The 25,809-nt window shown below is 53.5% G+C and carries 20 protein-coding genes and 2 pseudogenes; 2 read left to right on the plus strand and 20 right to left on the minus strand.

Annotated elements, in window-relative coordinates:
* The first annotated feature begins 51 nt into the window (after nucleotides 1-51).
* Nucleotides 52-1,383: a DUF2254 domain-containing protein gene (locus K4O48_RS12850; protein WP_222908743.1), complete on the plus strand. Its 1,332-nt coding sequence runs from the start codon at nucleotides 52-54 to the stop codon at nucleotides 1,381-1,383.
* A gap of 95 nt (nucleotides 1,384-1,478) precedes the next feature.
* Nucleotides 1,479-2,681: a CaiB/BaiF CoA transferase family protein gene (locus K4O48_RS12855; protein WP_222908745.1), complete on the plus strand. Its 1,203-nt coding sequence runs from the start codon at nucleotides 1,479-1,481 to the stop codon at nucleotides 2,679-2,681.
* Nucleotides 2,682-2,879: 198 nt separating this feature from the next.
* On the opposite strand, the gene K4O48_RS12860 is transcribed toward K4O48_RS12855, so the two are convergent.
* The 20 genes and pseudogenes from K4O48_RS12860 to K4O48_RS12955 form a co-directional block, all read right to left on the minus strand.
* Nucleotides 2,880-4,892 carry a polysaccharide biosynthesis protein gene (locus K4O48_RS12860; protein ID WP_222912094.1) on the minus strand — a complete coding sequence of 671 codons (2,013 nt, stop codon included), beginning with the start codon at nucleotides 4,890-4,892 and terminating at the stop codon, nucleotides 2,880-2,882.
* A 36-nt stretch (nucleotides 4,893-4,928) separates the two neighbouring features.
* The gene (locus K4O48_RS12865) at nucleotides 4,929-6,110 is read right to left on the minus strand and encodes a DegT/DnrJ/EryC1/StrS aminotransferase family protein (protein WP_222908747.1); all 1,182 of its coding nucleotides are present in this window, start codon (nucleotides 6,108-6,110) and stop codon (nucleotides 4,929-4,931) included.
* A gap of 6 nt (nucleotides 6,111-6,116) precedes the next feature.
* On the minus strand, nucleotides 6,117-6,737 hold the full coding sequence (locus K4O48_RS12870) for an acetyltransferase (protein ID WP_222908748.1): 621 nt from the start codon (nucleotides 6,735-6,737) through the stop codon (nucleotides 6,117-6,119).
* Nucleotides 6,734-7,330 carry a sugar transferase gene (locus K4O48_RS12875; protein ID WP_222908749.1) on the minus strand — a complete coding sequence of 199 codons (597 nt, stop codon included), beginning with the start codon at nucleotides 7,328-7,330 and terminating at the stop codon, nucleotides 6,734-6,736. Before K4O48_RS12875 ends, K4O48_RS12870 begins: the two co-directional genes overlap by 4 nt.
* A 95-nt stretch (nucleotides 7,331-7,425) precedes the next feature.
* Nucleotides 7,426-8,664: a glycosyltransferase family 4 protein gene (locus tag K4O48_RS12880; RefSeq protein WP_222908750.1), complete on the minus strand. Its 1,239-nt coding sequence runs from the start codon at nucleotides 8,662-8,664 to the stop codon at nucleotides 7,426-7,428.
* Entirely contained in the window at nucleotides 8,661-9,773 is a 1,113-nt protein-coding gene (locus K4O48_RS12885) for a glycosyltransferase (RefSeq protein WP_222908752.1), read from the minus strand. The genes K4O48_RS12880 and K4O48_RS12885 overlap by 4 nt, the downstream gene beginning before the upstream one ends.
* 5 nt (nucleotides 9,774-9,778) lie before the next feature.
* Nucleotides 9,779-10,912 carry a glycosyltransferase gene (locus K4O48_RS12890; RefSeq protein ID WP_222908754.1) on the minus strand — a complete coding sequence of 378 codons (1,134 nt, stop codon included), beginning with the start codon at nucleotides 10,910-10,912 and terminating at the stop codon, nucleotides 9,779-9,781.
* Nucleotides 10,913-11,361: 449 nt separating this feature from the next.
* The gene (locus K4O48_RS12895; protein WP_222908756.1) at nucleotides 11,362-12,633 is read right to left on the minus strand and encodes an O-antigen ligase family protein; all 1,272 of its coding nucleotides are present in this window, start codon (nucleotides 12,631-12,633) and stop codon (nucleotides 11,362-11,364) included.
* Complete coding sequence (locus K4O48_RS12900) at nucleotides 12,587-14,020, minus strand: lipopolysaccharide biosynthesis protein (protein ID WP_222908758.1); 1,434 nt, start codon at nucleotides 14,018-14,020, stop codon at nucleotides 12,587-12,589. Before K4O48_RS12900 ends, K4O48_RS12895 begins: the two co-directional genes overlap by 47 nt.
* A gap of 19 nt (nucleotides 14,021-14,039) precedes the next feature.
* Nucleotides 14,040-15,206, minus strand: coding sequence for a glycosyltransferase (locus tag K4O48_RS12905; RefSeq protein WP_222908759.1), 1,167 nt, complete (start codon nucleotides 15,204-15,206; stop codon nucleotides 14,040-14,042).
* Nucleotides 15,194-16,300 (minus strand): DegT/DnrJ/EryC1/StrS family aminotransferase, encoded by a 1,107-nt coding sequence (locus K4O48_RS12910; protein WP_222908761.1) that lies wholly within the window; start codon nucleotides 16,298-16,300, stop codon nucleotides 15,194-15,196. The genes K4O48_RS12905 and K4O48_RS12910 overlap by 13 nt, the downstream gene beginning before the upstream one ends.
* The gene (wbpD, locus tag K4O48_RS12915) at nucleotides 16,300-16,887 is read right to left on the minus strand and encodes a UDP-2-acetamido-3-amino-2,3-dideoxy-D-glucuronate N-acetyltransferase (protein ID WP_222908763.1); all 588 of its coding nucleotides are present in this window, start codon (nucleotides 16,885-16,887) and stop codon (nucleotides 16,300-16,302) included. The genes K4O48_RS12910 and wbpD overlap by 1 nt, the downstream gene beginning before the upstream one ends.
* Nucleotides 16,888-16,895: 8 nt before the next feature.
* Nucleotides 16,896-17,849, minus strand: a complete 954-nt coding sequence (locus K4O48_RS12920) for a Gfo/Idh/MocA family protein (protein ID WP_222908764.1) — start codon at nucleotides 17,847-17,849, stop codon at nucleotides 16,896-16,898.
* An 86-nt stretch (nucleotides 17,850-17,935) separates the two neighbouring features.
* A complete protein-coding gene (locus tag K4O48_RS12925) occupies nucleotides 17,936-18,958 on the minus strand; it encodes an NAD-dependent epimerase/dehydratase family protein (protein ID WP_222908766.1) in 1,023 nt (340 codons plus the stop codon).
* Between the two features lie 78 nt (nucleotides 18,959-19,036).
* On the minus strand, nucleotides 19,037-20,314 hold the full coding sequence (tviB, locus tag K4O48_RS12930) for a Vi polysaccharide biosynthesis UDP-N-acetylglucosamine C-6 dehydrogenase TviB (protein WP_222908767.1): 1,278 nt from the start codon (nucleotides 20,312-20,314) through the stop codon (nucleotides 19,037-19,039).
* 90 nt (nucleotides 20,315-20,404) lie between these two features.
* A pseudogene (locus K4O48_RS12935) lies at nucleotides 20,405-21,360 on the minus strand (MBL fold metallo-hydrolase).
* Between the two features lie 53 nt (nucleotides 21,361-21,413).
* The gene (locus tag K4O48_RS12940) at nucleotides 21,414-22,121 is read right to left on the minus strand and encodes a Wzz/FepE/Etk N-terminal domain-containing protein (RefSeq protein ID WP_222908768.1); all 708 of its coding nucleotides are present in this window, start codon (nucleotides 22,119-22,121) and stop codon (nucleotides 21,414-21,416) included.
* Nucleotides 22,122-22,268: 147 nt separating this feature from the next.
* Nucleotides 22,269-22,553: an integration host factor subunit beta gene (gene ihfB, locus K4O48_RS12945; protein WP_019340642.1), complete on the minus strand. Its 285-nt coding sequence runs from the start codon at nucleotides 22,551-22,553 to the stop codon at nucleotides 22,269-22,271.
* A gap of 428 nt (nucleotides 22,554-22,981) precedes the next feature.
* Nucleotides 22,982-24,678: pseudogene (locus K4O48_RS12950) on the minus strand (DEAD/DEAH box helicase).
* A 381-nt stretch (nucleotides 24,679-25,059) separates the two neighbouring features.
* Nucleotides 25,060-25,809 carry a spermidine synthase gene (locus K4O48_RS12955; RefSeq protein ID WP_222908771.1) on the minus strand — a complete coding sequence of 250 codons (750 nt, stop codon included), beginning with the start codon at nucleotides 25,807-25,809 and terminating at the stop codon, nucleotides 25,060-25,062.

The raw sequence follows: 25,809 nt of genomic DNA on the forward strand, positions 1-25,809 counted from the left end.
GAGGTCATAGCAGAGCCGGGGCGAAACGCCCGTCTTGCCGGAAGCTCGAGGATGTCAGATCCAGCCAATGTGTTTTTTCGTGTCGTCAAACGCATCAGGGAAAGCATCGCCCTCTACCCCGTGTTGATCCCCGCCGTTTACGTCCTTATAGCCGCGCTTGTATTTGGCTTTGAGTCGACCTCAACGGCTGCCTCCCTTCGCGGCAAGCTACCGCCAGGCCTGATCGATCCCGATAACAGCCGTGAAATTCTCGGCACGCTCATCACCGGCATCATCTCGCTTACCGTGTTCAGCTTTTCCATGGTGATGGTCGTGCTTAACGGCGCGGCGGCCCGCCTCTCGCCACGCGTACTACCCGGCCTGGTCAGCGACACACGCAACCAGGTCATCCTCGGCCTCTACCTCGGCAGCATCGTTTACTACCTGCTGATGATCAGCGCCCTGAACAAAAGCGACCCAGCCAGCGTTCCGGCGCTGGGAATCCTGTTAGCGGTGGCGTTCGGTATGTTGTGCATGGCGCTGTTTGTGGTGTTTATCCGCTCGGTGTCGCAATCCATTCAGGTTGATTGGATACTCAGCCAGCTCTATAACGACGCCTCAGCCAATCTGGACAAGCGCAAACGGCGCATCGCGGGCGTCGTCGGGATTCCCGACTCCCCGGATTGGTGGTGCCTGCCGACAATCCGACCAGGCTATCTGCGCGAGGTAAATGAACGGCGGCTCGGCAAACTCTTGCGCAAACGTGATCTGGTAGCCGTGATCCAGGTCGAACCCGGGTTCTTTCTGGTGGAGGGCCATCCTCTGATCAAGCTCAGCAAGCCGCTGAGTGAAGAAGACGCGCAGGAAGTGCTCGATTGCTTCGACTTTCACGACAATGAATTCGCCAGCGCCAACGTTTCCTACGGCATGCGTCAGATATCGGAAATCGCAGTCAAGGCGATCAGTCCGGCGATCAACGACCCCGGCACCGCCACGCGAGCGATCAACCTTATCGGCGTATTGCTACAACGACTCGGCGGCGTACCGCCTTTCGATATCGGCTGTGTCGACCACAGCCGCCCACGCCTTTTCTACCCGCAGCTAGGCATGCAGCACATGCTGCAGAGCGTGATCGCACCGATCCGCCTCTACGGTGCGCATGACCCGCAGGTCCTCATAACGCTGTTGCAGTGCATGAAGAATGCGCTGCACGACAGCCCGAGCGATGTGCAGCTGGAAGCGCTTCACGATGAGATCCATGCCCTTCGCGAGCAGGCGGATGCAAACGTAGAAAATCGCCGCGACCGGAGCGCGGTTAACGATCAAATCAAGCGATTGAACAAACTGGAAGGTCGCAAAAACCCTGGGATCGAACTACTGGAACTTCACCGAGACCAGCCCTAGCTGTCGCTGCGGCGCACGCTTCAGCTTGATTCATTGTTCGTGCGGCAGCGCTCAGTCATCCTGCACACATGACTCGAACCGGTACAGGTGTTGCGATGAACGAACAGAATGGTGACGGCTTGCCGCTGCATGGCCTTAAAGTCATCGAGATGGGCCAGCTGATCGCCGGCCCTTTCGCCAGCAAGATGCTCGGCGAGTTCGGCGCCGATGTGATCAAGATCGAGCCGCCGGGTGTCGGTGATCCGCTGCGCAAGTGGCGCAAGCTCAAGGACGGCACCTCACTCTGGTGGCACGTGCAATCGCGGAATAAACAGTCCGTGACGCTCGATCTGAAAGCCGCTGAAGGCCAACAAATCGTTCTCCAGCTGGTGGCCGAAGCCGATGTGGTGGTCGAAAACTTTCGCCCCGGCACACTCGAAGAGTGGGGCCTTGGCTGGGACGAACTGTCGACGCTCAATCCGCGCCTGATCATGCTGCGCATCTCGGGCTACGGTCAGACAGGCCCTTACCGGGACCTGCCCGGATTCGGCGTAATTGGTGAGGCCATGGGCGGGTTGCGACACCTGTCCGGCTATCCGGGCCAGCCGCCAGTGCGCGTAGGTGTGAGTATTGGCGACTCACTGTCATCGCTGTATGGCGTCATCGGTGTGCTGCTCGCCCTGCAGGAGCGCAACCGCAGCGGCATGGGGCAGGAGATTGATGTGGCGCTGTACGAATCGGTCTTCGGCATGATGGAAAGCCTGGTGCCGGAATACGACGCCTTCGGCTATGTGCGCGAGCCGGCCGGCAGCGCCCTGCCTGGCATCACGCCCTCAAACTCCTACCTGTGTAACGACGACGCCTATGTGCTGATCGCCGGCAATGGCGACAGCATCTTCAAACGGTTGATGAATTTGATCGGCCGTCAGGACCTGGCCGGCGATCCCCGCTTCGCGCATAACGATGGCCGCGCCCAGCACGCCGAGCTGATCGACGCGGCAATCGGCGAGTGGACTGTCCAGCACAGTCGCGATGAAACCATCGCGGCGCTGAAGGAGGCGCGCGTCCCAGTCGGCTACCCCTACACCGCGGCGGACATCGTCAAGGATCCGCATTACCTGGCACGCCAGATGATCGAACAAGTGCAAACCTTCGCCGGACCGCTCAAAGTGCCGGGTGTCCTCCCCAAACTCAGCCGTACCCCGGGCCGCATCGGTGCCGGCGGCCCACAGCTGGGCGAGCATACCGAAGACGTCCTGGCTGGGCTCGGCCTGACCGAAGCGCAGGTCAGGGGGCTGCGTGAACGCGGCATCATTTAAGCGGCGCTCACTCCAAGGGTATGCACGTCACGCAGCATCTCGCCGAACAGCTAGAACGGTCCCCAATGGCAAGCCTGCGATGATCTGTAGGGTGGGCTTCAGCCCACCTCTTGGCCCGCACGTCCAGGAGCGCATGGCGAAACCCAGATCGTCGCTTCGAGAACCGAGCGGAACGCGAAGCGGGGATGTTGAAAACCGCTACTCAGCCGGTCCAACCCGTCTCTGCTGGTAGATCAAATCGACGATTTCCCCTTCCGGCACGTACCCACTTACCACTTCACGCAGCAAGACCCGCACCTGTGGGTAATCGTCCTGCTCCACGGCCTTGAGCAGCTTCGCCAGCACACCGCGCAAAACATCCCAAGTGAAGTATTCCTCATCGGCCCGCATGATCATCGGATGCTCGGTCGGACTTACGTTGTCACCGATCAGCAGCTCTTCGTAGAGCTTCTCACCCGGCCGCAACCCGGTGAATTCGATAGCGATATCCCCGTGCGGGCTTTTCTCCGATCGCACACTCAGGCCAGACAGGTGGATCAGCTTCTCGGCTAACTCGGCAATGCGTACCGGTTGTCCCATATCCAGCACGAACACATCGCCACCCTGCCCCATGGAGCCCGCCTGGATCACCAGCTGCGCCGCCTCGGGAATGGTCATGAAATAGCGCGTGATCTTCGGATGGGTCACTGTAACCGGCCCACCCCCACGAATCTGCTGATAGAACCGAGGGATCACCGACCCCGACGAGCCCAGCACATTGCCGAAACGCACCATGGTGAACCGGGTCTTGTTGACGTGATGCACCGCCCCATCCGCATTGAACAGCACGGGTGCCGTCTCGCGGCTCAGCGCCTGCAGGATCATCTCCGCAACGCGCTTGGTACTGCCCATTACATTAGTGGGCCGCACCGCCTTGTCGGTGGAAATCAGCACAAAGTTGGCCACTCCCGCCTGCACCGCAGCCTGGGCAGTGTTCATCGTCCCTAGAATATTGTTCAGCACGCCTTCAGCAACGTTGTGCTCCACCATTGGCACATGCTTGTACGCCGCCGCATGGTAGATCGTCTCCACTTGCCACGTGCGCATCACATCCAGTAGACGCTCAGGATTACGGATGGAACCCAAAATCGGTACCAACCTGACCGGCAACGAGGCGCGCTCGATCATCCGCTCCAGTTCGATGTGAATGCTGTAGAGATTGAACTCGCTATGTTCGAACAGCAGCAACGCCCGAGGTTTGTTCGAAAGGATCTGCCGGCACAGCTCCGAGCCAATCGAGCCTCCCGCGCCAGTAACCATCACTACCTTGCCGAGAATGCACTTCTCGAACAACGCTTGCTGCGGCGGCACAGCATCGCGCCCGAGCAAGTCGGCGATGTCCACTTCCTGAATATCCTCGACCTTGACCCGTCCGCTAGCCAGGTCCATGAAGCCCGGCACGCTGCGTACGTGCAGCGGATAGTGCTCCAGCGTCTCCAACACCTCACGCCGCCGTGCCCGCGACGCAGATGGGATCGCCATGAGAATCTCATTGCAGCCGGTCTTATCGATCATCTGCTGAATATGCTTGGGCGAATAAACTCCTAGCCCGGCAATGGTGCGGTTGTAGAGATTGGAGTCATCATCAATGAACGCGACCGGGCGCATGGCACGTCCCAGACGCAACGCCGCTACCAATTGGTTGCCGGCAGCGCCGGCGCCGTAAACCGCAACCTTCGGCAACCCGGTGTCGCAGCCCTTAAGCTTGATGACTGAGTCCGGAGAAAACCAATCACCCATGAAATACTGACGCATCACTAAGCGTAAGCCGCCTATAAGGAGAAGGCTCAACCACCAATAGTTGAATACCATCGAGCGCGGGATGATTTTGGGGGCATCAGTGCGCCAGTAAACAGCTAAGGAGAGCAGCAACGCCGAAAGCGTGACCGCTTTGACCATGGCCATCAGCGCATCATTGCCAAAGTAACGCATCACCGCTCGGTACATACCGAAGCGAATGAAGAAAGGTACGGCTATTAGCGGTGCGACACCGAAGAGCCAAGCGTGCCCGCCAAGCGGCTCGACGAAGCTGAAATCTCCGACACGAACCACAAACGCCAGCCAAAGCGCAGCCCATACCAGAACAACATCAGTCAGCACCTGAATCATTCGCTTGTAACGCCGCGGAACGCGTATCAAGCGAGAGCGCAGCTTCTCGGCAATTCTTAGCACTGCCACCTCACTTTCCAACGGATCCGAGCCATGTAGCTATGCCCGACGTGTCGCATCAGCCATCACCTCGGCCAACACTTCGCATGTTCTGTCTATTTCAAAAGATGTCAGTGTTGGATGGACTAGGAACATAAGGCTTGTTTCACCTAATTCTTGAGCGACAGCAAGACGCTCCGCAGGCCTCCATCCAGTACCGTCAAATGCTTTTTCCAGATATACCTCGGAGCACGACCCAGAGAAGCAAGGGACACCTTTCGCTGAAATCTCTTTCAGGACACGATCCCTTGTCCATCCTTCAGCCAATTCCATCGGTTCAACAAAGACATAACATTTATATCCGGCATGTGAGGTTATTTCTGGCACATCGGGAACACGAAGCCCCGGCAAGCTCTTAGCCACGGTCCAGATGCGTTCGCAATTTTCTAAACGGTTTACGTGCCAAGACTCCATACGCCGCAACTGGATGCGACCAATAACAGCCTGGACCTCCATCATCCGCCAATTAGTGCCGAAGCGCTCATGAAGCCAACGAAACCCAGGCGCATGCTCACGTCCATATACAGTATCCCAACTCTTGCCGTGATCCTTGATAGACCACATGCACTTCCAGAGCGAGCGATCATTGGTGGTGACCATTCCACCCTCGCCACCCGTGGTCATGATCTTGTCCTGGCAAAACGACCAGGCACCTACATCCCCAATCGACCCTACTGAGCGCCCCTTATACCGAGCACCATGAGCTTGGGCGCAGTCTTCGATAACCTTCAGCCCGTGCTCGGTCGCCAATTGCATAATCGGATCCATGTCGCAAGGCCAGCCAGCAAGATGTACACAGACCACCGCCCGAGTCCGCGACGTCAGAACTGCGCGAATGGTAAGTGCCGTAATGTTCTGCGAGTCGCGATCCACGTCTGCGAACACGGGAACCGCGCCGGCATTAACGATGCTCGAAACAGAAGCAAGAAAAGTTCGCGGCGTAACGATAACCTCATCACCCGCCCCGATATCTAAAGCTTTCAAGGCAACATCAAGCGCTACGGTGCCGTTGGCTAGCGAAACGGCATGCTCGGTTCCCACCCATGCAGCGAACTCTTTTTCAAACTCACAACAATGCAGTCCTGTCCAATAGTTAACCTTGTTTGACAGAACGACGTCGCGGACTGCATCGGCTTCCTCTTCGGTGAAGCTCGGCCAAGGGGAAAATGGTGTACTAAGCATAATCGATTACCTTAATTCTTTAGCCGGCACACCAGCGACCGTCATACCATTCGAAATATCACTGACAACTGCCGAACCAGCCCCTACGACTACTCGCTCGCCGATTACAACAAGCTCTCGCACACTGGAGCCGATGCCAACCCAGCTTTCATCGCCAACAAACACACCACCAGCTAACCGAGCTCCAGGGCTTATATGAACAGCATTCCCCAGCTTGCAATCATGATCGACGCTGCACCCAGTGTTAAGAATTACGCCTTGTTCGATAAGGGCACCGGCATTTACTATCACTCCCGCGCAAACGACCGTACCCAGGCCAACTTTAGCGTAACGGCTGATAGTTGCGGAGGGGTGAATCAGCTTCACTAACTGGCAACCGGCAGACCGCAATTCGCGCAATTTGGCGTGCCGGATACGGTTGTTGCCGATAGCTACGAGCACACCATCAAAGCTAGTCAGTCGGCTCAAAAGAGCAGCAGTATCGCCTAGAACAGGCCAAGTGCCGTTTTCCTGAACGTCCGGCCATGCGTCATCAAAAAACACCACAGATTCCCAGCCGCAACATTCAGCCGTATCCGCAACCACCTTGCCGTGACCGCTAGCGCCCAATATGGCTAGTCGTTTCATGATTGACGGCCCGTGAACTTTGGCATGGTCGCTTCACCGGCGGCACTGATGCCATCCCTAAGAACAACCTTCCATATAGTCATCAAGATTATCTTTAAGTCCAGCCATAACGTCCTATTGTCAACATACCAGACGTCCAGATCAAACTTGGCCTCCCAGCTTAGTGAATTGCGACCATTAATTTGTGCCCATCCGGTCAGTCCGGGACGTACCTCATGGCGCCGGAATTGGTCCGCGCTGTAAAGCGGCAGATATTCCATGAGTAATGGGCGAGGGCCAACCAAACTCATGTCGCCTCTTAGTACGTTCCACAGCTCGGGTATCTCATCAAGACTGGTGCTGCGCAGGAAGTTGCCGAGCGCGGTTATGCGCTCAACATCCGGCAGAGGCATACCCTCAGCGTCGAACACATCACGCATGGTTCGGAACTTGACCATCTTGAAGGGTTTACCATGCCGGCCGGGCCGTTGCTGGACGAACAGAACTGGGCCGCCAAGCTTCAGTCGGACGAGCAATGCAACTACCAGCAGGGGTAGCATAAAAAACAACAGCGCCACAGCAGCGGCGCTTATGTCCAGAATTCGCTTGATCATCGGGTACTCTTGTTAGTGACAGACTCTGCCCAGCAGAGGGCGATAATCATAAAACGTGGCGGCTGCAGATCGAACACCCAGAATGACAACCACACTTAGCCGGAACAAACCTGGATGAAACGCTCGGCCAGTAATTGATAATCGTGTTCTTCCAGCACAAACCTGTAGCCCTTTTGACCTAGTGTCTCTCGCTCCTGTGGAGACATCGCCACTAGACGTAAGATCGCTTCGACCAACAACTCTGGACGCTGCGGGGCGGAATCAAAACCGCAACCGGATAGGGCAACCGGATTATCGACGGAGTCGATGCATTGCACGATAGGTTTGGCCGCCTTCATAAACTCAAAAATCTTATTGGCGCTGACACCATATTCATAGAGGTTCTTTTTCTGCCAACCAATAAAGCAGGCATCAGCATAGTGGAGAAGATGCTGCACCTGCGCAGCCGGTACAGGTGCGAGAAAAAACAGGTTGTCCAACCTTAACTCCTCTGCCAACCGTTGCAATCTGGCCTTTTCACCGCCGCTACCAACTAGCACAAAGGCGACCTTGTCGCCGCGCCGCTGAAGTATTTCAGCAGCCTCAAGCAATTGATCCAAAGCATTGGGAACACCATGGGCACCGGTGTACATCACTACGAACTGAAAATTCCGACGAATCTGCACCAAACACGAATCATGTGCCGAAACCACAGGCTCGATAGACTCAGAGGTGAAATCGACACCATTGGGAATATAGGTGAAGCGCTCTGCATTCAAACCTCTGCGGCCCATATGCTGCAAGCCGTTGACCAACAGTGAGATTACTTCATCGGCACTGCGATAAGCCAAGCGCTCGATGCAGGCCAAGACGACATACAATGGGTGCCATTTAGGCACGCCCATCAACTCATGCAGAGTCAAAGGCCAGATATCACGAACCTCGAAAACGAGCCTCGCCCGATAACGCCAAGACAACCACAGAGCAACTGGGTAGTGGAACGGGTGAACCGAGGATACGACAATAACATTAGGGCGAATGTATTCAGTCGGCAGGCTTTTACTCAAGAACAACAACTGCCAACTGTAGACCAGCATATTGATGACTCGCCCCAGGCCATTGCCCTGATAGGCCGGTGTCCGCGCCCAGCCAAACAGCAACTCTCCTACAGTTTGAAAACGAAATCGCTCGACTTGCTCATCCGCACTTTCGGCAAGATGATGCCTGGCGGCCCCCACCACGGCTACCTTATAGCCGCGCCGGGCCACAGCATCGAGAAGATAAAACGCACGCCCCTTCTTCGGTGCCCGGGCCGACGGAATATAGTGATTGAGGTACCAGAATGTGGGCTTCATGGCTTGCGGCCCGTTTCCAGCAACTCGTCATACAGGGCCCACAAACGCTTTTGCTCCACAGTGCGCGCGGCCAACTGCTGGATGATATTACGGTTCACAGATACGACCTGCTGCACACGATCGCCATAGTAGTGATCCCGGTACAATTCAAACATGCGGAGAATTGACTGTGGTTCATCGTTATCACACAGCAGCGCATTCTCTTGCTGAATCAGTAGTTCGTGGTAACAGGGCAGATTGGTAAAAATCGGAAAGCAGCCGACAGCCATGGCCTCGTAGAGACTTTGCGGCATACCATCGTGACCCGCATAGGAAATGACAACATCCGCAGCCGCATAACAGTCAATCATCCCGCTCTTATCCAGTTGTTCCAGACGCAACACTCGTCCAGCCAACTCACTACTGGCCAACATAGCATCTATTTCCGCGCGCACAGCCAGAGCAGGGTTCATGCCGGCCAGTATCAAATAGGCATTGGGTTGCTCGGCGGCAAAAGCCAGGAAAGAACTGACGATATCCGGAATTCGATACAGCGCTTGCATGGCCCTTGGTGAAAAAAACACCATAGCGTCCTGAGCGATACCGAACTTATCGAGCACTTGATCTCGCCGTTGCTTCGCGGAAAAAAATTCTTCGCCTACCCCCCAGGTAAAACGCCGGATGCGAGCCGTCTTTCCTTTCAGCCGCTGAATCGCCTGGTCCATGGAGGCAGACTTCGAGGTAATAACCACCGCACGAGCGAAAGCAAGTCTCGCGAAGAACCGACGACTACCAAAACGCCCTGGTAAGTTGACGTCGCTGCCCATCACGCTGACCATAAGGTTCTTCCACCGCCTCCGAAGTACCAGAGGGAAAAACAAAGCCCAGTGGATATGCAGGATATCAGGCCGTTCGCGCCAGTAAACATACAGAAAAAAAAATGTTGCACAGAGTTTGTTCAAAGGCCCGAGCGGCAGAAATTTGCGGTAGTGATAGACGCGACAATCCGCAATTGGCCTCTGCGCGGACTCACTATACCAGACCACCTCATGGGGTCCCTCTGCGGCCATCTGCACCCGGTCCACCAGCAAAGGGCTATCAGCATTGGCAACGAGGAGGACTTTAGACATGAATTTCACAGGCAAGACGAGATGAATTGCAAGCGTTTGCGCTCGATAATCCGACTATCGAGTCGAGCTTCCGCAAACGCCCTCGCGGCATGTCGAAACTGCTCATCGCGAAAAACCCTGATGACAAAATCACCGAGTGCGGCAAGCGAGTCCGACACATTGGATTCGGTATTGGGCAACTGATAGACAAAGTCCTTTGCCGCAATATCGGTATCATCATAGGCGCTAATAAATGGTATTCCCTGCGCAAGATACTGCCGGGATTTCAAAGGGGAGGCTTCATTCATCGACTTACGGTGTAAAGCCAGAGTGGAAATCCCCACATCCATCGACTGTAACAAATCCTTGGACGCCTGACCGGATAAATAACCGTGAAAAACTATATTCGGCCCCGGCTGAATACCCGAAGCAGAATACTCATCACGCCCTGGGCCAATAATGTGAAAGGTCCACTGCGGATAATAAGAACTCAGCAGGTTGATCTTGTCCAGCCCATGCCAACACTGGCCTGGCGAACCGATAAAACATAGATTGACCTGATCGTTAGCAGTACTACCGACAAAAGGGTAATCACCGCAATCGATACTGTTGGCAATTACATCAGTCTTACCGCGGTACCAATTGAACGAAGGCGACGTGGCCATTTCCCGAGAGATAAAACACAACCCGGCGGCATTGCGCATAAAGCCCTTGCGAAAAAATCGATTGAAACGGCCAGTCCAGGAACTCTTCAGCCCATATTCAACAAGGTCATCGGAGTTGATTTCGATTACATAAGGACAGACCGCACCGAAAAACTGGTGAATACCGGGAAATGGCAAGGCATAACGGGTGTAGACAATATCGGGGCTCAAGTCGGTCAGCACTTCCTTAAGAAAAATGTACTGGTGGCGCAATGCAGCAAGTCGACGAATTTTGCTCAGCTTGATGTCGTAGTAAGCCTCCAGCTTTTTCGCTCGTGCGGCCGGCAAGCTGCTCACCGTATTACCGAGGCAATCGATAACCCGGCCTTCGGAATAGAGCACCACTTTAACTTGGACGCCGCTGGCGGCCCACAACCGGGCGGCACCCAGCACTTTGGAATGCAAACCCGGGTGATGGCGCCACAACCCACCTACGACATAAGCAATATCTTTCATCTAGCCCCTGAATCCATACTTTGAGTCAGCGCTGTCCACAAATCGCAAATCCGCTGTAGTTTTCGTCTCCGAGCGACAGGTGCCACTATCGATTCGATATCTGGCTACAAGCGATTGCGTGGTTACATCCCAAATGCTTCGACTATAACTGCCCTTTATCACGAACCCAGGACAGGCCAAACCCACCGTAACGTACATCTTAAACGCAGATAAATAATATCGAAAGCCCCCGGATAACAGCTCAACGAGGAAGCGGTACGGCCGTCGCTCCAGGGACCATAGATTACACCATACACAAAGCTGTGAAACAGCGGTATGTCGCTAACCTTTAAAGGGACATGACAAAACTCATCGCCAGTTCGATCATGTAGCGTCACAAAAGACTCGATACGATCCGGCCCACTCCCACTTTGAAGAACAGATAGAATCTAATACCGAAGTAAAGCCGGTCAAGTCATTTTCGACACTCGCCCATAATACGCCTCGCCCACAGCTGCTAAAATGAAAAACGCAAAGAAGATAAAATCCCCCAGGACGCTTGAAGGTATACTCGAGGCCACGACAAAAATACTAAAAAAGAACCATCTCCTTTTCCCGACAAAAATAAAAAGGCAAAAAAGAAATAAAAACAACAGAAAAAGCCCTAGCCACCCCAGCCAATAGCCCACCTCAACCACTAGCGAGTGAGGGTTCTGAAACATTAGCGACTTATCGAAGCTTGCTCCGCTAGAATAAGCGTAATAATCGTTCAACTCCATGCTCCCCAGGCCCAACACAGGGAGCTTAGTAACGAAATGCAGGTACGAAACTATTCTGAGCGACATAGAGTTGTCGCTAGAGATCCCCTCGGTGAGAATGCTACTGATAGATGAAAGTTTCGTTATAGACCGCAAGATGGGCCCACTCCCAACCACATTACCGTCCATAAAAAAAACAACGCCAACCGCCGCCCCCACCAATAAAAAAAAGTAGATGATAAGCCGGTTATTTAGCCCACCACGAAATAGAAATATGAATACCCCAACAACTAGGGAGGCACGTGAAGCAGTGAGCAAAATCAAGGAAAAAAACATTATCCAAAACAGCGATGAGTGCGATACCCGGTCTCCTGCCTCGATGACAACATAAACTAAAGAGACCACTAGCACGACAGCGGCCAGATCATTCGGATTATTATATGTGCCGGTGATTAAATTTGAATCCACATAAAACTCGCTGACCGGAAATCCAAACCCATACCGATAGGTTAATAGCTGCCCAGCACAAATCGCAAGCTGAACTATTAAAAAGAAGAAAGCAGAGAGCTTATAAAAACCGAATAACTCTCGCCTACATAATGATGTGTTGATCTTAATTGATGTTAAAACTAGCAACGGAAGAATAGCCATTAAAATGGATACCTTCGTTACAAGTTTTCCTTCAAACGGGGCGCTGCTGTGATACATCAAGGCCAAGAGCGAGAACGGCATGGCCGAACAAGACAAAAACCACCCCAACAAACTAAAACGCGACTCAGAGAGAAAAACTGATAAACAACAAAGTAACAGAAAAAGCAGCATTGGTCCGTAAGATATTACACCATTACCTGACCAGTAAGCCAAAAAACCAAAAGCAATAGTAGCGAAGTAAAAACCCTTATATATATTTACAGTAAACATCACATAAGCTAAACGCTTAATCGAATCTAAGGCCAGATTTTTGGAAGAGCGCAACGAGTTCATTTTTAGCCACAATTATCGATCTTTTATAAAACGAAAATCCTACACACCCAGCCACAAACCAAACCACAGCAGAGAAAAATCTGAACTCTACCTGTATTAACGACACGGTAACGGCTATAGCCAAACATAAAAAGGTCGTACTGTAAAGTTTAAACCTAGGGACTCTTCGCCAAGCAACACATGCAAGCTCGGTGCGACATAGCAAAAAAATCCAGAACGATAAGGCCGTGGAAGCGGCTGCACCCGCAGCCCCATACGTCGGCACAAGCATATAGTTACCAACAAGGTTTGATGAGACTGCAACAACGGAAGCCAGCATAGAGTAGCTAGTTTTTCGCTTGATACTAATACCGATAGCGGCAGCTTCTGACAGTGCGTAAAATAATGGTGCGGCTATGCATGCCGTTATTAAATATTGTACCGGCTCGTAAATATCGGGCAGAAAATAAGGTAGCGTCCAAGATAGCAGGCCGGTTATGACAAAAATAAAAAACGCAGCGGCCGCGACATGCTCCGATATTTCGTCTATCTTTTCAGGGCTAATACCTTCAGCGGCCCACTTAAAAACGGTCGGAGCCCATATAGTGGTAAAAATACCTGAGAAAACTCCTATGCCGGCAGCAATGCTTGTTGTTACCGAGTAAATGCCCAATTCTGTGAAGCCAGATAAAAAACGGAGGAATAACTTGTCCATGAAGTTCAATCCCCAGGAAGCAATACCACCGACAACCAGCGGTAATCCAAACTGTAGCAGATGATGGAGCCTGGCCTTATTTAACGGGCGGCCTGCTGCTAATACCCAGTCGCTGCGGGTATTCCATGCAAAAACCAACATGGCAGTCACGATCGAAATAGCGTGCACTGTAATTAGCGTATAAAAACTAGCCCGAATAGTCATCAAGGCGCCAACACTTATAACAATTATAAATAACAGCTTGGGTAGCAGTTGGCTCATAGAAAAGGCGAGTGCCTTTTCCTGCATTCGTAATATCAATGACAAAAAGCGAGAAATTAGCGCTGCAGCAAAACATCCTATTGTCAATAAAGAAAAAGTTGTACTGGGCTCTGCATACATAATTCGAGAGAGCAATTCGGTATCATAAAACAAGACTACAAAACCCGATATCGCTAATGATAACAAGCCAGGTAACAGTGCGTTTTTTAATAAGGCAGGTCGGTCTTTTTCTTCGTGGTACTCACGCACGTAGGCTTGATCTAAACCAAGGCAAAACAGCAGCACGCAGAAGCTAGTGGCGACCTGCAGCATGGCGATTCGGCCAACATCCTCAGCCGAATAAAACCACGTTATAATTGGTAAAGAAACGAATCCGAGCAGCGCCGAGCCTACTGGACCAACAGCATAACCGAGTACTTTTGATTTATTCATATGCGCCGCGGGGCTTTTTTTAGCTCTTTGAGATGACTGTGGCATAGACTGATTTCAATTGCTGCGCTATAGCTTTTTCGCCAAAACGAGCTACACAAGACTGCCTGATTTCATGGTGATCATACAGTTCGCGATTGTTGTAGATCTCATTCATTGCTGCTGCAAGCCCCACAACATCATCAGTGGAGACTAATATTCCGTCTTGTTTGCGCACTATGGATTCTGGCCCGCCGCAGCGGGTCGCTATTACAGGTTTCCCTAAAGCTAATGCTTCAATAACCACAACACCAAAGGTTTCAAATTTGCTCGACAGCGCAAAAGCGTCTGATTTCGCCATTTCCTCGACGACTTGATCCCGCGTTAACTTTCCAAGGAAGGTAACTTTGTCATTAATTCCTAGGCTAATTGCAAGTTGCTCAAGCTTAACTTTCTCGGGCCCGTCGCCGCCTATCTTTAGCGCTATATCATTGTTTTCTTTGGAAGCGACATTGAACGCACGAATCAAGATATCTAATGACTTTTTTTTTGTTAATGATGCAACGTTTATAAATGTGAACTTACCCTTTCCTTGGCTCTCTAACGGACGTTCCGAGAATTTGCTATTTACAATATTAGCGATGTAATTCCAATTCGCGTGCGCGAGATTGTAAAAACCCTCTAAAAGTTGCGAAAATTCTTTGCTGACGGCTATTCTATAATTAGCTTGCGCAATTGCCGCTGAGCAAAGCGTTTTAAGATCTCCGCTAATTCGATTTCGTGCGTAAGCTGTGCTGTGTTCGGTGATTATATACGGTATACCGTGTTGCGTTGAGAGTTCAAAGGCTAGACATCCCCCATAAATAGCAGAGTGCGCGTGAATGACGTCAGGTCGTCCATGTTCTTTAACATACTCGTTATAAAGGTACTTCCCATGTTTTATCCAAAGCCAAGCACCAATTCGTGCAATTCGTGGAAACCAGCTGATGCCATGGCTTCTATATGTAGGCAAACCATAGTCATCTTCAACGGTTAATCCATATTCACCTTGCAAGACCTTTCGCCAGTCTTTTACCGACCGAAGCTGCGGAAATATTACACCTATTTTGCAGTCGTTTTTCTTAAGTGCTAGCGCCTGCTCGCGAAAGAAGCAGCCACTTAGATCGCCAGGGTATTTCGGATACCACGAAGGGATTATTAAAATGTGCACAGATGTGGTCGTCCATTTAAAAGCGATGAAACGATCTTTTCTTGCTCTTTTTCATTCAAATATGGGTGCATCGGTAAACTCATCACCTCTTCCGATAGCTTATCGCCTACCGGCAACTGTACGACGCTATCAGCAACAGCAGGTTGCTTATTCAGCGGAATTGGATAGTGGACCGCAGTAGGTATGCCAGCTTCCTTGAGACTAGCTTGGATGGCTTCGCGGTTGCTGACGCGTATGGTGTACTGGGCGTAAGCACTGATATTGTGCGGTTCTATATAAGGCATGCTATCAATACCGGCGGCTTGCAGTAGGCAATCATAACGCGTCGCAGCTTGTTGACGAAGTTGCATTTCCTCTTCGAGGATTTCCAGTTTTGGCAGCAGAATAGCGGCTTGCAGCGTATCCAAGCGACTATTCATGCCAACACGAATATGGTGATAACGGCGATCCTGACCGTGACGAGCAATCTCGCGAATAACCTTGGCTATCTCCTCATCGTTAGTGAAGAGCGCCCCGCCGTCGCCATAACATCCCAGCGGTTTGCTGGGAAAGAAGCTGGTGCAGGCAATAGCGGTTAAATTGCAGGAACGTTTGCCCTTGTAAGACGCACCAAAGCTCTGCGCGGCATCCTCTATTACCGGGACGCCATATTTGCATGCAATAGCATTAATGGCGTCGTAATCGGCGCATTGTCCGTACAAGGATACCGGGATAATCGCCTTGGTTTGCGGAGTAATGACAGCGTCTAGCAGCAGCGGGTCAAGGTTATAGGTATGCGGGTCGATATCCACGTACACCGGCTTGGCACCGAGCAGGGCCACGGTTTCGGCAGTGGCGATATAGGTGAAGCCGGGGGTGATGACCTCATCTCCTGGACCGATGCCCAGCGCCATCTGAGCGATCTGCAGCGCATCGGTGCCGTTTGCGCAGGTGATGCAGTATTTAGCGCCGACAAAAGCTGCGAGTTTCTCTTCCAACTCGGCCACTTCTGGGCCGAGAATATACTGGCCGTGAGTCAGGACACGCTGGATGTTTGTATCGATCCGGTCTTTAATTCGGGCTTGCTGGGCTCTTAGGTCAATGAATTCGATCATTACAGCGTGTCCATTTGTTTGAGTAGTGTATTGCCGCTTAGCACGTAACGGGTACCAGTGTGCGGGCAGACGACTTCGCCCTCACCCGTCACCGGCAATTCCAGTCGTTCACCAAACTCGCTCATCCAGCCGATCTGTCGGGCGGGTACGCCGACCAGCAGGGCATAGGCCGGTACGTCCTTGTTGACTACCGCACCCGCTCCGACGAAAGCGTATTCCCCAATAGTCAGTCCGCAGACAACGGTGCAATTGGCCCCGAGAGTGGCGCCCTTCTTTACAAGCGTTTCACGGTATTGGTCTTTGCGCGCTACCAAGGAGCGTGGGTTATAAACATTAGTGAAAACCATGCTTGGGCCGCAAAACACCCCGTCTTCAAGGGTAACGTTGTCGTACACCGAGACGTTATTCTGCACTTTGCAGTTGTCGCCGATAAAAACCTTGTTTCCGACGAATACGTTCTGACCAAGGGATACGCCCTTGCCAATGCGAGCACCGCCACAGACGTGAACAAAATGCCAGACGCGCGAGCCTTCGCCGATCTCTGCGCCGTCATCGATAATGGCGCTAGGGTGCTGATAGTGGGTCATGACGGGACTTAAGCCAGGTGATGGTTAAAAAACGGGTGATAATCTCCTTGCATGCCGACAGGCTGGGCGTCTCGAATGGCGGAGACTGTTGCTATGGCGGTGCGGTTTTCCTCCAGGCCAAAGCCACGGCCGGAAAGAATTTCCTGATAGCTGCGAATATGTAGATCTGTGAAGCCGCCCGAAAACTCAATTTCCTCCTTATCGACCGTGATGGAGCGGAAGGTGCGCTGCCCTACATCCAGTTGTGCCTGGGGAACGTCTTTCACATCTACCGAGAGGTACCAGCGTACACGTGCGTTTTCATACTCCAAATAGCCGGCTGCCCTGGTATCGGAGCGATGATGAAGTCGATTGTCTTGCAGTTCACCAAAGACGAAGTGCAGCATGTCGAAGAAATGCACGCCAATATTGGTAGCAATGCCGCCTGATTTTTTGTTATCACCCTTCCAAGACTGAAAATACCAATGGCCGCGGGAAGTGATATAAGTCAAGTCGACCTCGTGCTTGGATGCGCGTTTTTCTTTTAGGACCTTCTCGCGCAAGGCAATGATGGCAGGGTGCACACGAAGTTGCAGAATCGTGTTGACCTTCTTACCGGTATCCTTTTCGATTTCCAGCAGGCCATCAATGTTCCAGGGATTCAGTACCAGCGGCTTTTCGCAGATGGCATCCGCACCGGAGCGCAGTGCAAAGCGCATATGGGAATCGTGCAGGTAATTGGGTGAGCAAATCGAAACATAGTCCACTTTCTTGTCGTCGTTGCTACGACGGAGTTTGTCGAGGTGGCGATCGAAACGCTCGAATTCAGTAAAAAAATCAGCTTCAGGGAAGTGGCTGTCGATAATGCCGACCGAGTCGTTCGGATCCAACGCTGCGACGAGATTGTTGCCAGTAGCCTTGATTGCTTGCATGTGACGCGGAGCGATATAACCCGCCGCGCCGACCAGAGCGAATTTTTTCATGATTTAGTTCTTCCAGTGTTTGGAATTTTTCAGATTGGCAGGAGGTAATCAACCAACCGCATTTGTGTTTACAGTTAATGGTCAGATCAAGCATGGGCTATATACCAAGGCATAGCACTGGCGAGACCGTCCTGAATTGAGTACTGCGAAGCATATCCGAGCAGGTCTTGGATTTTATTAATGTCGGCCTGGGAGTGGCGTACATCACCAGTGCGAAAACCACGATAAATCGGAACCTTGTCATAGCGGACGCCATTTCCCGCTAGCGTGTCCCTAATAGCGGCAAACAACTGGTTGAGGTTAGTACGGGCGCTGACCGCAACGTTGTAGACTTGATTGCGCGCCGCATCGTCGGTGGTCAGAGCGGCTAACAAGTTAGCTTCCACAGTGTTATCGATGAAGCAAAAATCTCGACTGGTTTCGCCGTCACCGTTGATGAACACGTCTTCACCCTTAATCATTGCCGCTGTCCACTTAGGGATTACGGCGGCGTAGGCACCGTCCGGGTCCTGGCGTTTGCCAAATACATTGAAATACCGTAGGCCGATGGTCGTGAAACCGTAGGTGCGAGCGAATACGTCAGCGTATAGCTCGTTGACGTATTTTGTAACGGCATAAGGCGACAGCGGCTTGCCAATTACATTCTCGACTTTAGGTAGGCCGGGATGGTCACCATAGGTGGAGCTGCTGGCCGCGTAAGTAAAACTTTTCACATCGGCGTCACGGGCGGCGACCAACATATTAAGGAAGCCATCAATATTGGCGCCGTTGGTGGTAATCGGATCGTTAACAGAGCGCGGGACCGAGCCGAGTGCGGCTTGGTGGAGCACGTAATCCACGCTCTCACAGGCCTGGCGGCAGTCATCCAGGTTACGGATATCACCTTGAACGAATTTGAAGCGGGCCCACTGCTGGCATGTGACGAGGCCTTGGATTTCATCCAGGTTGCGCTGATGCCCGGTGGCGAAGTTGTCTAATCCCACCACGCGTTGATCGAGCTTCAGTAGTGTCTCGAGCAGGTTGGAACCAATAAAGCCAGCCACTCCAGTGACAAGCCAGGTCTTAGGGGTCTTTGGAAGCTCTTGCAGCAAAGACTCGTAACGGGTCATATAGCTCTCACCTTTATTCGGCGCGGGTAGTCGCATTGAACAAACGCCGACATTTCGTGACGGCCTGTTCTTCAGCTATCACAAGCGCAGATCTGCCTCTTCGGAACTAAGCAAATATTTCAGATCGTAGAGAACGTGCTCGGGCTTGCCATAGCGCCTAATGTTTTCGGACCCTAGCGCGCGAAATTCGTTGTGAGCGACAGCCAGGACGATACCGTCGTAGGCACTGATGACCGGCTCACCAATCGGACTAATTCCATGTTCATGCTGCGCTTCCGCAGCGGAGACCCAAGGATCGTAAACATCGACTCGTATATTGTACTCCCCCAGTTCGGCGATGATGTCCACTACCCGGGTGTTACGCAGGTCTGGGCAGTTTTCCTTGAAAGTCAAGCCCATCACTAAGACCCGTGCACCGTCGACATGAATACGGCGTTTGAGCATTGCCTTTACCAATTGCGACACAACGTACGCACCCATCCCATCGTTGAGGCGGCGCCCGGCCAGGATGATCTCCGGGTTATAGCCAACGCTCTGGGCCTTATGGGTCAGGTAGTAGGGATCGACCCCTATGCAATGGCCACCCACCAAGCCTGGACGGAACGGAAGAAAATTCCATTTGGTTCCGGCTGCCTGGAGTACGGCTTCGGTATCGATACCCATCCGATTGAAAATGATTGCCAGCTCGTTGATTAAGGCGATATTAAGGTCGCGCTGGGTGTTCTCAATGACTTTCGCCGCCTCAGCAACCTTGATACAGCTGGCCTTGTGGGTACCGGCCGTAATAATCTCCTTGTATAGGTCATCTACTAGGTCGGCTACTACCGGGGTCGAGCCCGATGTTACCTTCCTAATCGTCGTAACACGGTGTTCCTTGTCTCCTGGATTGATGCGCTCAGGGCTATAGCCCGCAAAAAAATCTACGTTGAACTTCAAGCCGGAGACCCTTTCAAGAACGGGTACGCAATCTTCCTCGGTAGCGCCTGGATAGACCGTCGATTCGTAAATTACGATATCGCCTCGTTTCAAAACGGAACCAATGCTTTCAGACGCCTTGATCAGCGGCGTGAGATCGGGCTGTTTATGTTCATCAATAGGCGTAGGAACGGTAACGATGAACACATTGCAACTTTTCAGGTCAGCGAGGCTGGCACTGTAGCTGAGTTTAGAGGCTTCTTTCAGCTCGTCGTCGCTTACTTCTAAGGTAGAGTCATGGCCGGCCCGCAGGGCATTAATGCGCTGTTGATTGATATCGAATCCCACCACTGAACGGTACTTACCGAATTCGACCGCAAGCGGCAGGCCGACATAGCCAAGGCCGATAATAGCAAGTTTGATCTCTTGTAAGCTGAGCATACGAAACATCCATCTAGACAAAGTTTTTCTGAATTAACTGCTGGTACGTTATGGGGCGTTGGTCCAGTCCTGCTTGGCTAGCGCCGAGAACTATCTGAGCGTCACCACGTTAAGTTTCTTGTCCCCCCGTTTGTATTGCTTGTGCAGCTGAGCTGCTAATACTTCCTTGGCCGACGCTTCCCCAGAACCCCCGTATCTCAGTCGACCATTGCCGCATGTCAGTCAAAAAGCCCACTAATCCGTTCTGATCCGCATGCGCTGAGTAGCCGCCAATGCTGGAGATCCCAGCGCGGATTTCGACGCGTTCGCTATCAAGGTCAACATAGCCGCCCTTCGGCCCATAGGCTGGTATCTCATGTCCTGGGGTGCCCTTGGCTTGAAAACCGACGAACAGAACGTTGTGCCTTTTGTCGCCAAGCACGGCCTTCAGATGATTGACGATACGGCCGCCGCTGCACATGCCGCCGCCGGCTATGACGATAGCCGGTCGTGCGGTTTGGGCCAGATGCTGGACGATGCGCTGGTGGTCCATGTGACTGTCTATCGATCTCCACGTAGGCAGACCCGAAAATATGCCCGGCACGCTGCAGCCGAATGCGAGCCAGCAGCTCGTCCGTATCCCTCAGGGTGAACCACTGTTTATTGGGCAGCGCGACGATCCGCTGCCCTACGAGTTGGATATATTTCTCGACCTTTGCCCGGTCACGGCTGAAGCCTAACTTGAAGGCATCTTCCAGCACGATCGGCAGGAGTTTGGCGGAAGGCTCGCTACATAAGATGGGGCCATAGAAGCGTGCCGTTAGCAAATAGGGGATGCGCCCAACGTGGTCGATGTGCACGTGGGTGGCGACCAGCGCTTTTATCGTATCAAGAGGGAACTCAATGGCCAGACGATCCGCGCTTGGCTCACCTGGGATCGAGGCGTCGTTACCTTGGAACAGGCCGCAGTCGGTCAGCAAACTATTGGGAGCATTCATGCGCAGTTGATGGCAGGAGCCGGTTACGCCGTCCTTGGCGCCGTGGTGCTGGATTTGGGGATATCCCACGAACTAGTCCTTTAACTTAGTGGCGATAGCGGCATCACGCCAGATAGGCATGCTTAGCCTTTGCTAATTCGCTTTTTGTACATGATTCGAATCAGTGCAACGAATACACCGAGCATTCCGCCCAGCACGAAGCCCAGCGAGATAATTAAGTTTCGCCTTGGTTTTACAGGGGCCGAGTTGACGGCCGCCGGCTGCTCTAGACGATAGAGAGAGCCAGGCTCGACGCGCTGGGTTATACCGAGACCTGAGAGATAGTCATTTATTTGAGCCGCGGTAACGCGCGAGGTATAAATGAGATAGTTTTCAACCGCGTCCTTCGCTATATCGGCTGCACCTGCAGTTGCTGAGATAGCGATCGGATCAGAAGTGGTACGCCCTTTTGAGACCGTGAGTGCAAACGGCGCCGCGGACGCGAGACTATCTTTAAACACGCGCTGCTCGCTCGGTGAATTCAGATTCATGACAAACACAGAGAAGGTATCGTTCGCCACCTGGGTACCTGCTGCGATACCAGAAGAAGAACGGTCAGACTGCCGAGCCTCAAGCGCGCCGGCAAGAGAGCCAAACGCATTGAGCGGCGCTGACGCAATGGTTGCCTGGGAAGCAAATTGAGGCGCAACGGAGAGATAGTACCCAAGCGCAGCCGATGTCGCAGCGACGATAAAGGCAAGAATTATGATTTTTTCGGCCCAAAGCGCTTGAGCCAATTCGATAAGATCTATTTCGCCATCGGTAGTTCGAAATCGCCTGTCGTTAGTCATGTCATTCTGCCATCCAATAACAAAAAGGCGCGAATCATGTCATAAGCGTGCACGCACTTCCATTACTTGACGATAATCGGCTGCGATAGCCAGCACCCATCAATGCGAGTAGTTCTCAATAAGCTAGAGAATAGCGCTTAAGACAATTTACTCATCTTCGTTCACCCGATCCCGCAATTCCTTCCCCGGCTTGAAATGCGGGACGAACTTGCCGTCGAGCGGGACGGATTGGCCGGTCTTGGGGTTTCGGCCGACGCGGGGGGCGCGGTAATGGAGGGAAAAACTGCCGAAGCCGCGGATTTCAATGCGATCACCAGTGGCCAGTGCCTGAGCCATTTGCTCAAGCATGGTTTTGATTGCCAGTTCCACATCCTTGGACGACAGCAGCCCTTGTTGGGTGACGATACGCTCGATCAACTCCGACTTGGTCATGGTTTTCCCTTCGTTTTCAAGCGGCTAGATCATTTGGGTTCCGGTCGTTTGTAGCATGTTGCTCAGAGTTTGAACAGCCTAGACGTTTGGGTCAGGTTTTTGGATTTGGTAGCGAGGTGCGGACGTTGTGCTTTGGGTTGGTGGATCGGAGAAGCGCGATCACCCTACCATTCCAGCAGCGATACGTGCCGTTTTGGGGACCTTACACGGGCCAGCCAGCAGCAAAAAAGGGCAACTAACGGAGGGTGGATAACGCTTTTCTCATCCACCATAAGCGCCAGTGGTTCTGTCGATTTGTTGGGCGGATTGGCGAAGTGCGATCCACCCTACCGTTCTGGCAAATGGCAGATGCAAAAAAGGGTGGACCGAAGTCCACCCTTTCTTTTCTGACGAGGCATAGCCTCATCGCGTGCCGCTACATCTAAGCATCAATCTTCGCGATAGCGGCGCAGCTTCAGTTGCTTACCACCGACGCGGGTGTCCTTGAGCTTACCCAACAGACGCTCGAGGCCCTCTTCCGGCAGTTCGACCAGGCTGAAGCTGTCGCGCACCTGGATGCGGCCGATAGCTTCGCGGGCCAGGCCGCCTTCGTTGAGGATGGCGCCGAGCAGGTTGCGAGCAGCGATGCCGTCACGGGCGCCCAGTGGGCTGCGGCAGCGAGCGCGGCCTTCAGCCAGCGGGACCGGGGCACGACGCTCGCGGTCACCGCTACGCTCTGGACGATCGGAGCGTTCACCCCGAGGCGCGCTGGTGGGAACCAGCGGCTGCTCTTTCTCGACTTCCGCCAAGGTCAATGCTTGCCCATTAGTGGCTTTGCGCAGCAGCGCAGCGGCCAGTGCGCGCGGACTGCAGCCGATGTCGGCTACCAGCTTGTCAAGCAGCTCGCCATGGCTCGCTTCAGCATCTGCTACCAGCGGAGCCAAGCTGTTGGTCAACTTCTTGATGCGTGCTTCAAGTACTTGCTGACCGTTAGGCAGACGTGCTTCGGCAACCTTTTGATTGGTTACACGCTCGATGACCTGCAGCATGCGGCGCTCACGCGGGGTCACCAGCAGCAGTGCGCGACCTTCGCGACCGGCACGGCCAGTACGGCCGATACGGTGCACGTACGACTCGGGGTCGTAAGGCATATCCACGTTGAAAACGTGGGTGATACGTGACACATCGAGGCCGCGCGCGGCGACGTCGGTTGCGACCACGATGTCCAGGCGACCATCCTTCAGCGATTCGATGACGCGCTCACGCTGGTTCTGGGCGATGTCGCCGTTCAGCGCAGCGGCCTTGTAGCCTTTGGCTTCCAGCGCGGCGGCCAGATCAAGGGTGGCCTGCTTGGTACGCACGAACGCGATCAGTGCGTCGAAGTCTTCGACTTCCAGCAGGCGCAGCACAGCTGCAATCTTCTGGTCGGCATGAACCATCAGGTGCGCCTGCTCGATGCGGGCGACGGTCTGGGTCTTGGTGGCGACTTTGATGTGCTGCGGCTCGCGCAGGTGCTTCTCGGCGATGGCGCGAATCGAATGCGGCAGGGTCGCGGAGAACAGCACGGTCTGACGGCTTTCCGGCATGGCTTCGAAGATGACTTCGAGGTCGTCCATGAAGCCCAGCTTGAGCATTTCGTCAGCTTCGTCGAGTACGAGGTACTGAATGGTGCCGAGCAGTGCGCTGTTACGGCTCAGGTGGTCGACCAGACGACCAGGCGTGGCGACGATGACTTGCGCGCCCTGGCGAATGGCCTTGAGCTGCGGGCCCATCGGTGCGCCACCGTAGACCGCAACAACGGTCAGGCCAGGCATCTGCTTGGAATAGGTTTCGAAAGCGGTGGCAACCTGCAGTGCCAGCTCGCGAGTGGGCGCGAGAATCAGCGCCTGCACTTCCTTACGGGCCGGATCGATCTTTGACAGGATTGGCAACGCGAAGGCGGCAGTTTTGCCGGTACCGGTCTGGGCCTGGCCGATCATGTCGTGGCCGCCGAGAATTACCGGAATAGCCTGGCTCTGGATGGCCGACGGCTCTTCGTAGCCCACAGCGACAACAGCTGCGAGTACGGAGGGGTGAATACCGAGTGCGGCAAAGCCGCCGATTTCTTGGGTCATGGGTCTTTTCCTGATGCTCCGCAAAGACCCATGTTCCGAAGCTGCGCATGCCATGCAAAACCCGAAGGTCACCCTGGCAGCCTTGGTCGGCGGGGTTTGCGAAAACGTAATGAATGATGAATCGTCAAGGACAGCCGCGAGAAGCGGACAGCAGCCGAAGCAGCGCTTCGTGTGTTGCAGTACCTAACGCAAGCTGAGTTTCAGCCGGCGCGTACTATACCGGAATTATGTGACGGTGTGCGTGCAAATTTGTCTTGAAAGTTAGGTTCCCGAACACGGTCTGATCGACAGGACCGCCTCCGACGTTGCATCCGCGATGCGAGCTAGCCTCTACAGATGAGCCGTGCACTGCTGCGCCTGTTTTCAGTAAATCTCATCGAAGCGAGTTCAGAGAGAGGAAACCGAGATGGAACTCAACTCGCCGTTCGCAGCGCATCGATCAGCGAATCGAGCGAGTAGCCCAGGCGCGGAGCAAGCGCGGCGGCCCGTTCACGCAAGGCGGAAATGTCAAGCGCCTGATCAAGATCCGCAGGCACGAACAGCACGACATTGCCCTCCTTTACTGGGCACTCCCAGTAATGACGATGGAACAGGCCACGCAATAGTGCTGCGCCGAGCGGCTTGTCTTCGTCCGTGCCCCACTGGTTGATGATCAGCCAGCCATCGGGATTCAATTTCTGCTGACAGCGTTCGAGAAAGCGCCACGCCAGGTGGGCGGCAGCCGGACCTACGTCGGTATAGAGATCGACGAATATCAAGTCAGCCGTTTCGGCGGATTCGAGCAGTTCGATTGCATCTCCAATGCGAACGTAGAGCCGCGAATCGTTCTGCAGGCCGAGATAGCGCATCGCCAGATCCGGCACGTCGGGACGCAGCTCAATGGCTTCAACGTCTTCCAGGGGTAGGAATTCCAGACACGCCTGTGTCAGGGTGCCGGCGCCTAGGCCAAGAAACAAAGCGGTTTCCGGTGCTGAGTGCATCAGGCCACCCATCAGCATGGCGCGGGTATAGTCGTACTCCAGCCAGCTGGGGTCCTGCGTGAAGACACAGCTTTGCTCGACCGCCGCGCCGAATTCAAGAAACCGATACTCCCCGACTTCCAGCACACGGATCAGGCCGAAAGCGTCCTTCACTTCCGCCAGCAACACTTCCTGCTCGTCCAT

Origin of the sequence: Pseudomonas sp. DNDY-54, from assembly GCF_019880365.1 — a bacterium.
Taxonomy (GTDB): Bacteria; Pseudomonadota; Gammaproteobacteria; order Pseudomonadales; family Pseudomonadaceae; genus Stutzerimonas; species Stutzerimonas stutzeri_P.

Excerpts from the sequence above, each read along its gene's own strand:
- K4O48_RS12850 (WP_222908743.1), top strand. The coding sequence starts at position 52 with ATGTCAGATCCAGCCAATGTGTTTTTTCGTGTCGTCAAACGCATCAGG.
- K4O48_RS12855 (WP_222908745.1), top strand. The coding sequence starts at position 1,479 with ATGAACGAACAGAATGGTGACGGCTTGCCGCTGCATGGCCTTAAAGTC.
- K4O48_RS12865 (WP_222908747.1), bottom strand. The coding sequence starts at position 6,110 with ATGCTTAGTACACCATTTTCCCCTTGGCCGAGCTTCACCGAAGAGGAA.
- K4O48_RS12870 (WP_222908748.1), bottom strand. The coding sequence starts at position 6,737 with ATGAAACGACTAGCCATATTGGGCGCTAGCGGTCACGGCAAGGTGGTT.
- K4O48_RS12875 (WP_222908749.1), bottom strand. The coding sequence starts at position 7,330 with ATGATCAAGCGAATTCTGGACATAAGCGCCGCTGCTGTGGCGCTGTTG.
- K4O48_RS12880 (WP_222908750.1), bottom strand. The coding sequence starts at position 8,664 with ATGAAGCCCACATTCTGGTACCTCAATCACTATATTCCGTCGGCCCGG.
- K4O48_RS12885 (WP_222908752.1), bottom strand. The coding sequence starts at position 9,773 with ATGTCTAAAGTCCTCCTCGTTGCCAATGCTGATAGCCCTTTGCTGGTG.
- K4O48_RS12890 (WP_222908754.1), bottom strand. The coding sequence starts at position 10,912 with ATGAAAGATATTGCTTATGTCGTAGGTGGGTTGTGGCGCCATCACCCG.
- K4O48_RS12895 (WP_222908756.1), bottom strand. The coding sequence starts at position 12,633 with ATGAACTCGTTGCGCTCTTCCAAAAATCTGGCCTTAGATTCGATTAAG.
- K4O48_RS12900 (WP_222908758.1), bottom strand. The coding sequence starts at position 14,020 with ATGAATAAATCAAAAGTACTCGGTTATGCTGTTGGTCCAGTAGGCTCG.
- K4O48_RS12910 (WP_222908761.1), bottom strand. The coding sequence starts at position 16,300 with ATGATCGAATTCATTGACCTAAGAGCCCAGCAAGCCCGAATTAAAGAC.
- wbpD (WP_222908763.1), bottom strand. The coding sequence starts at position 16,887 with ATGACCCACTATCAGCACCCTAGCGCCATTATCGATGACGGCGCAGAG.
- K4O48_RS12920 (WP_222908764.1), bottom strand. The coding sequence starts at position 17,849 with ATGAAAAAATTCGCTCTGGTCGGCGCGGCGGGTTATATCGCTCCGCGT.
- K4O48_RS12925 (WP_222908766.1), bottom strand. The coding sequence starts at position 18,958 with ATGACCCGTTACGAGTCTTTGCTGCAAGAGCTTCCAAAGACCCCTAAG.
- tviB (WP_222908767.1), bottom strand. The coding sequence starts at position 20,314 with ATGCTCAGCTTACAAGAGATCAAACTTGCTATTATCGGCCTTGGCTAT.
- K4O48_RS12940 (WP_222908768.1), bottom strand. The coding sequence starts at position 22,121 with ATGACTAACGACAGGCGATTTCGAACTACCGATGGCGAAATAGATCTT.
- ihfB (WP_019340642.1), bottom strand. The coding sequence starts at position 22,553 with ATGACCAAGTCGGAGTTGATCGAGCGTATCGTCACCCAACAAGGGCTG.
- K4O48_RS12955 (WP_222908771.1), bottom strand. The coding sequence starts at position 25,809 with ATGGACGAGCAGGAAGTGTTGCTGGCGGAAGTGAAGGACGCTTTCGGC.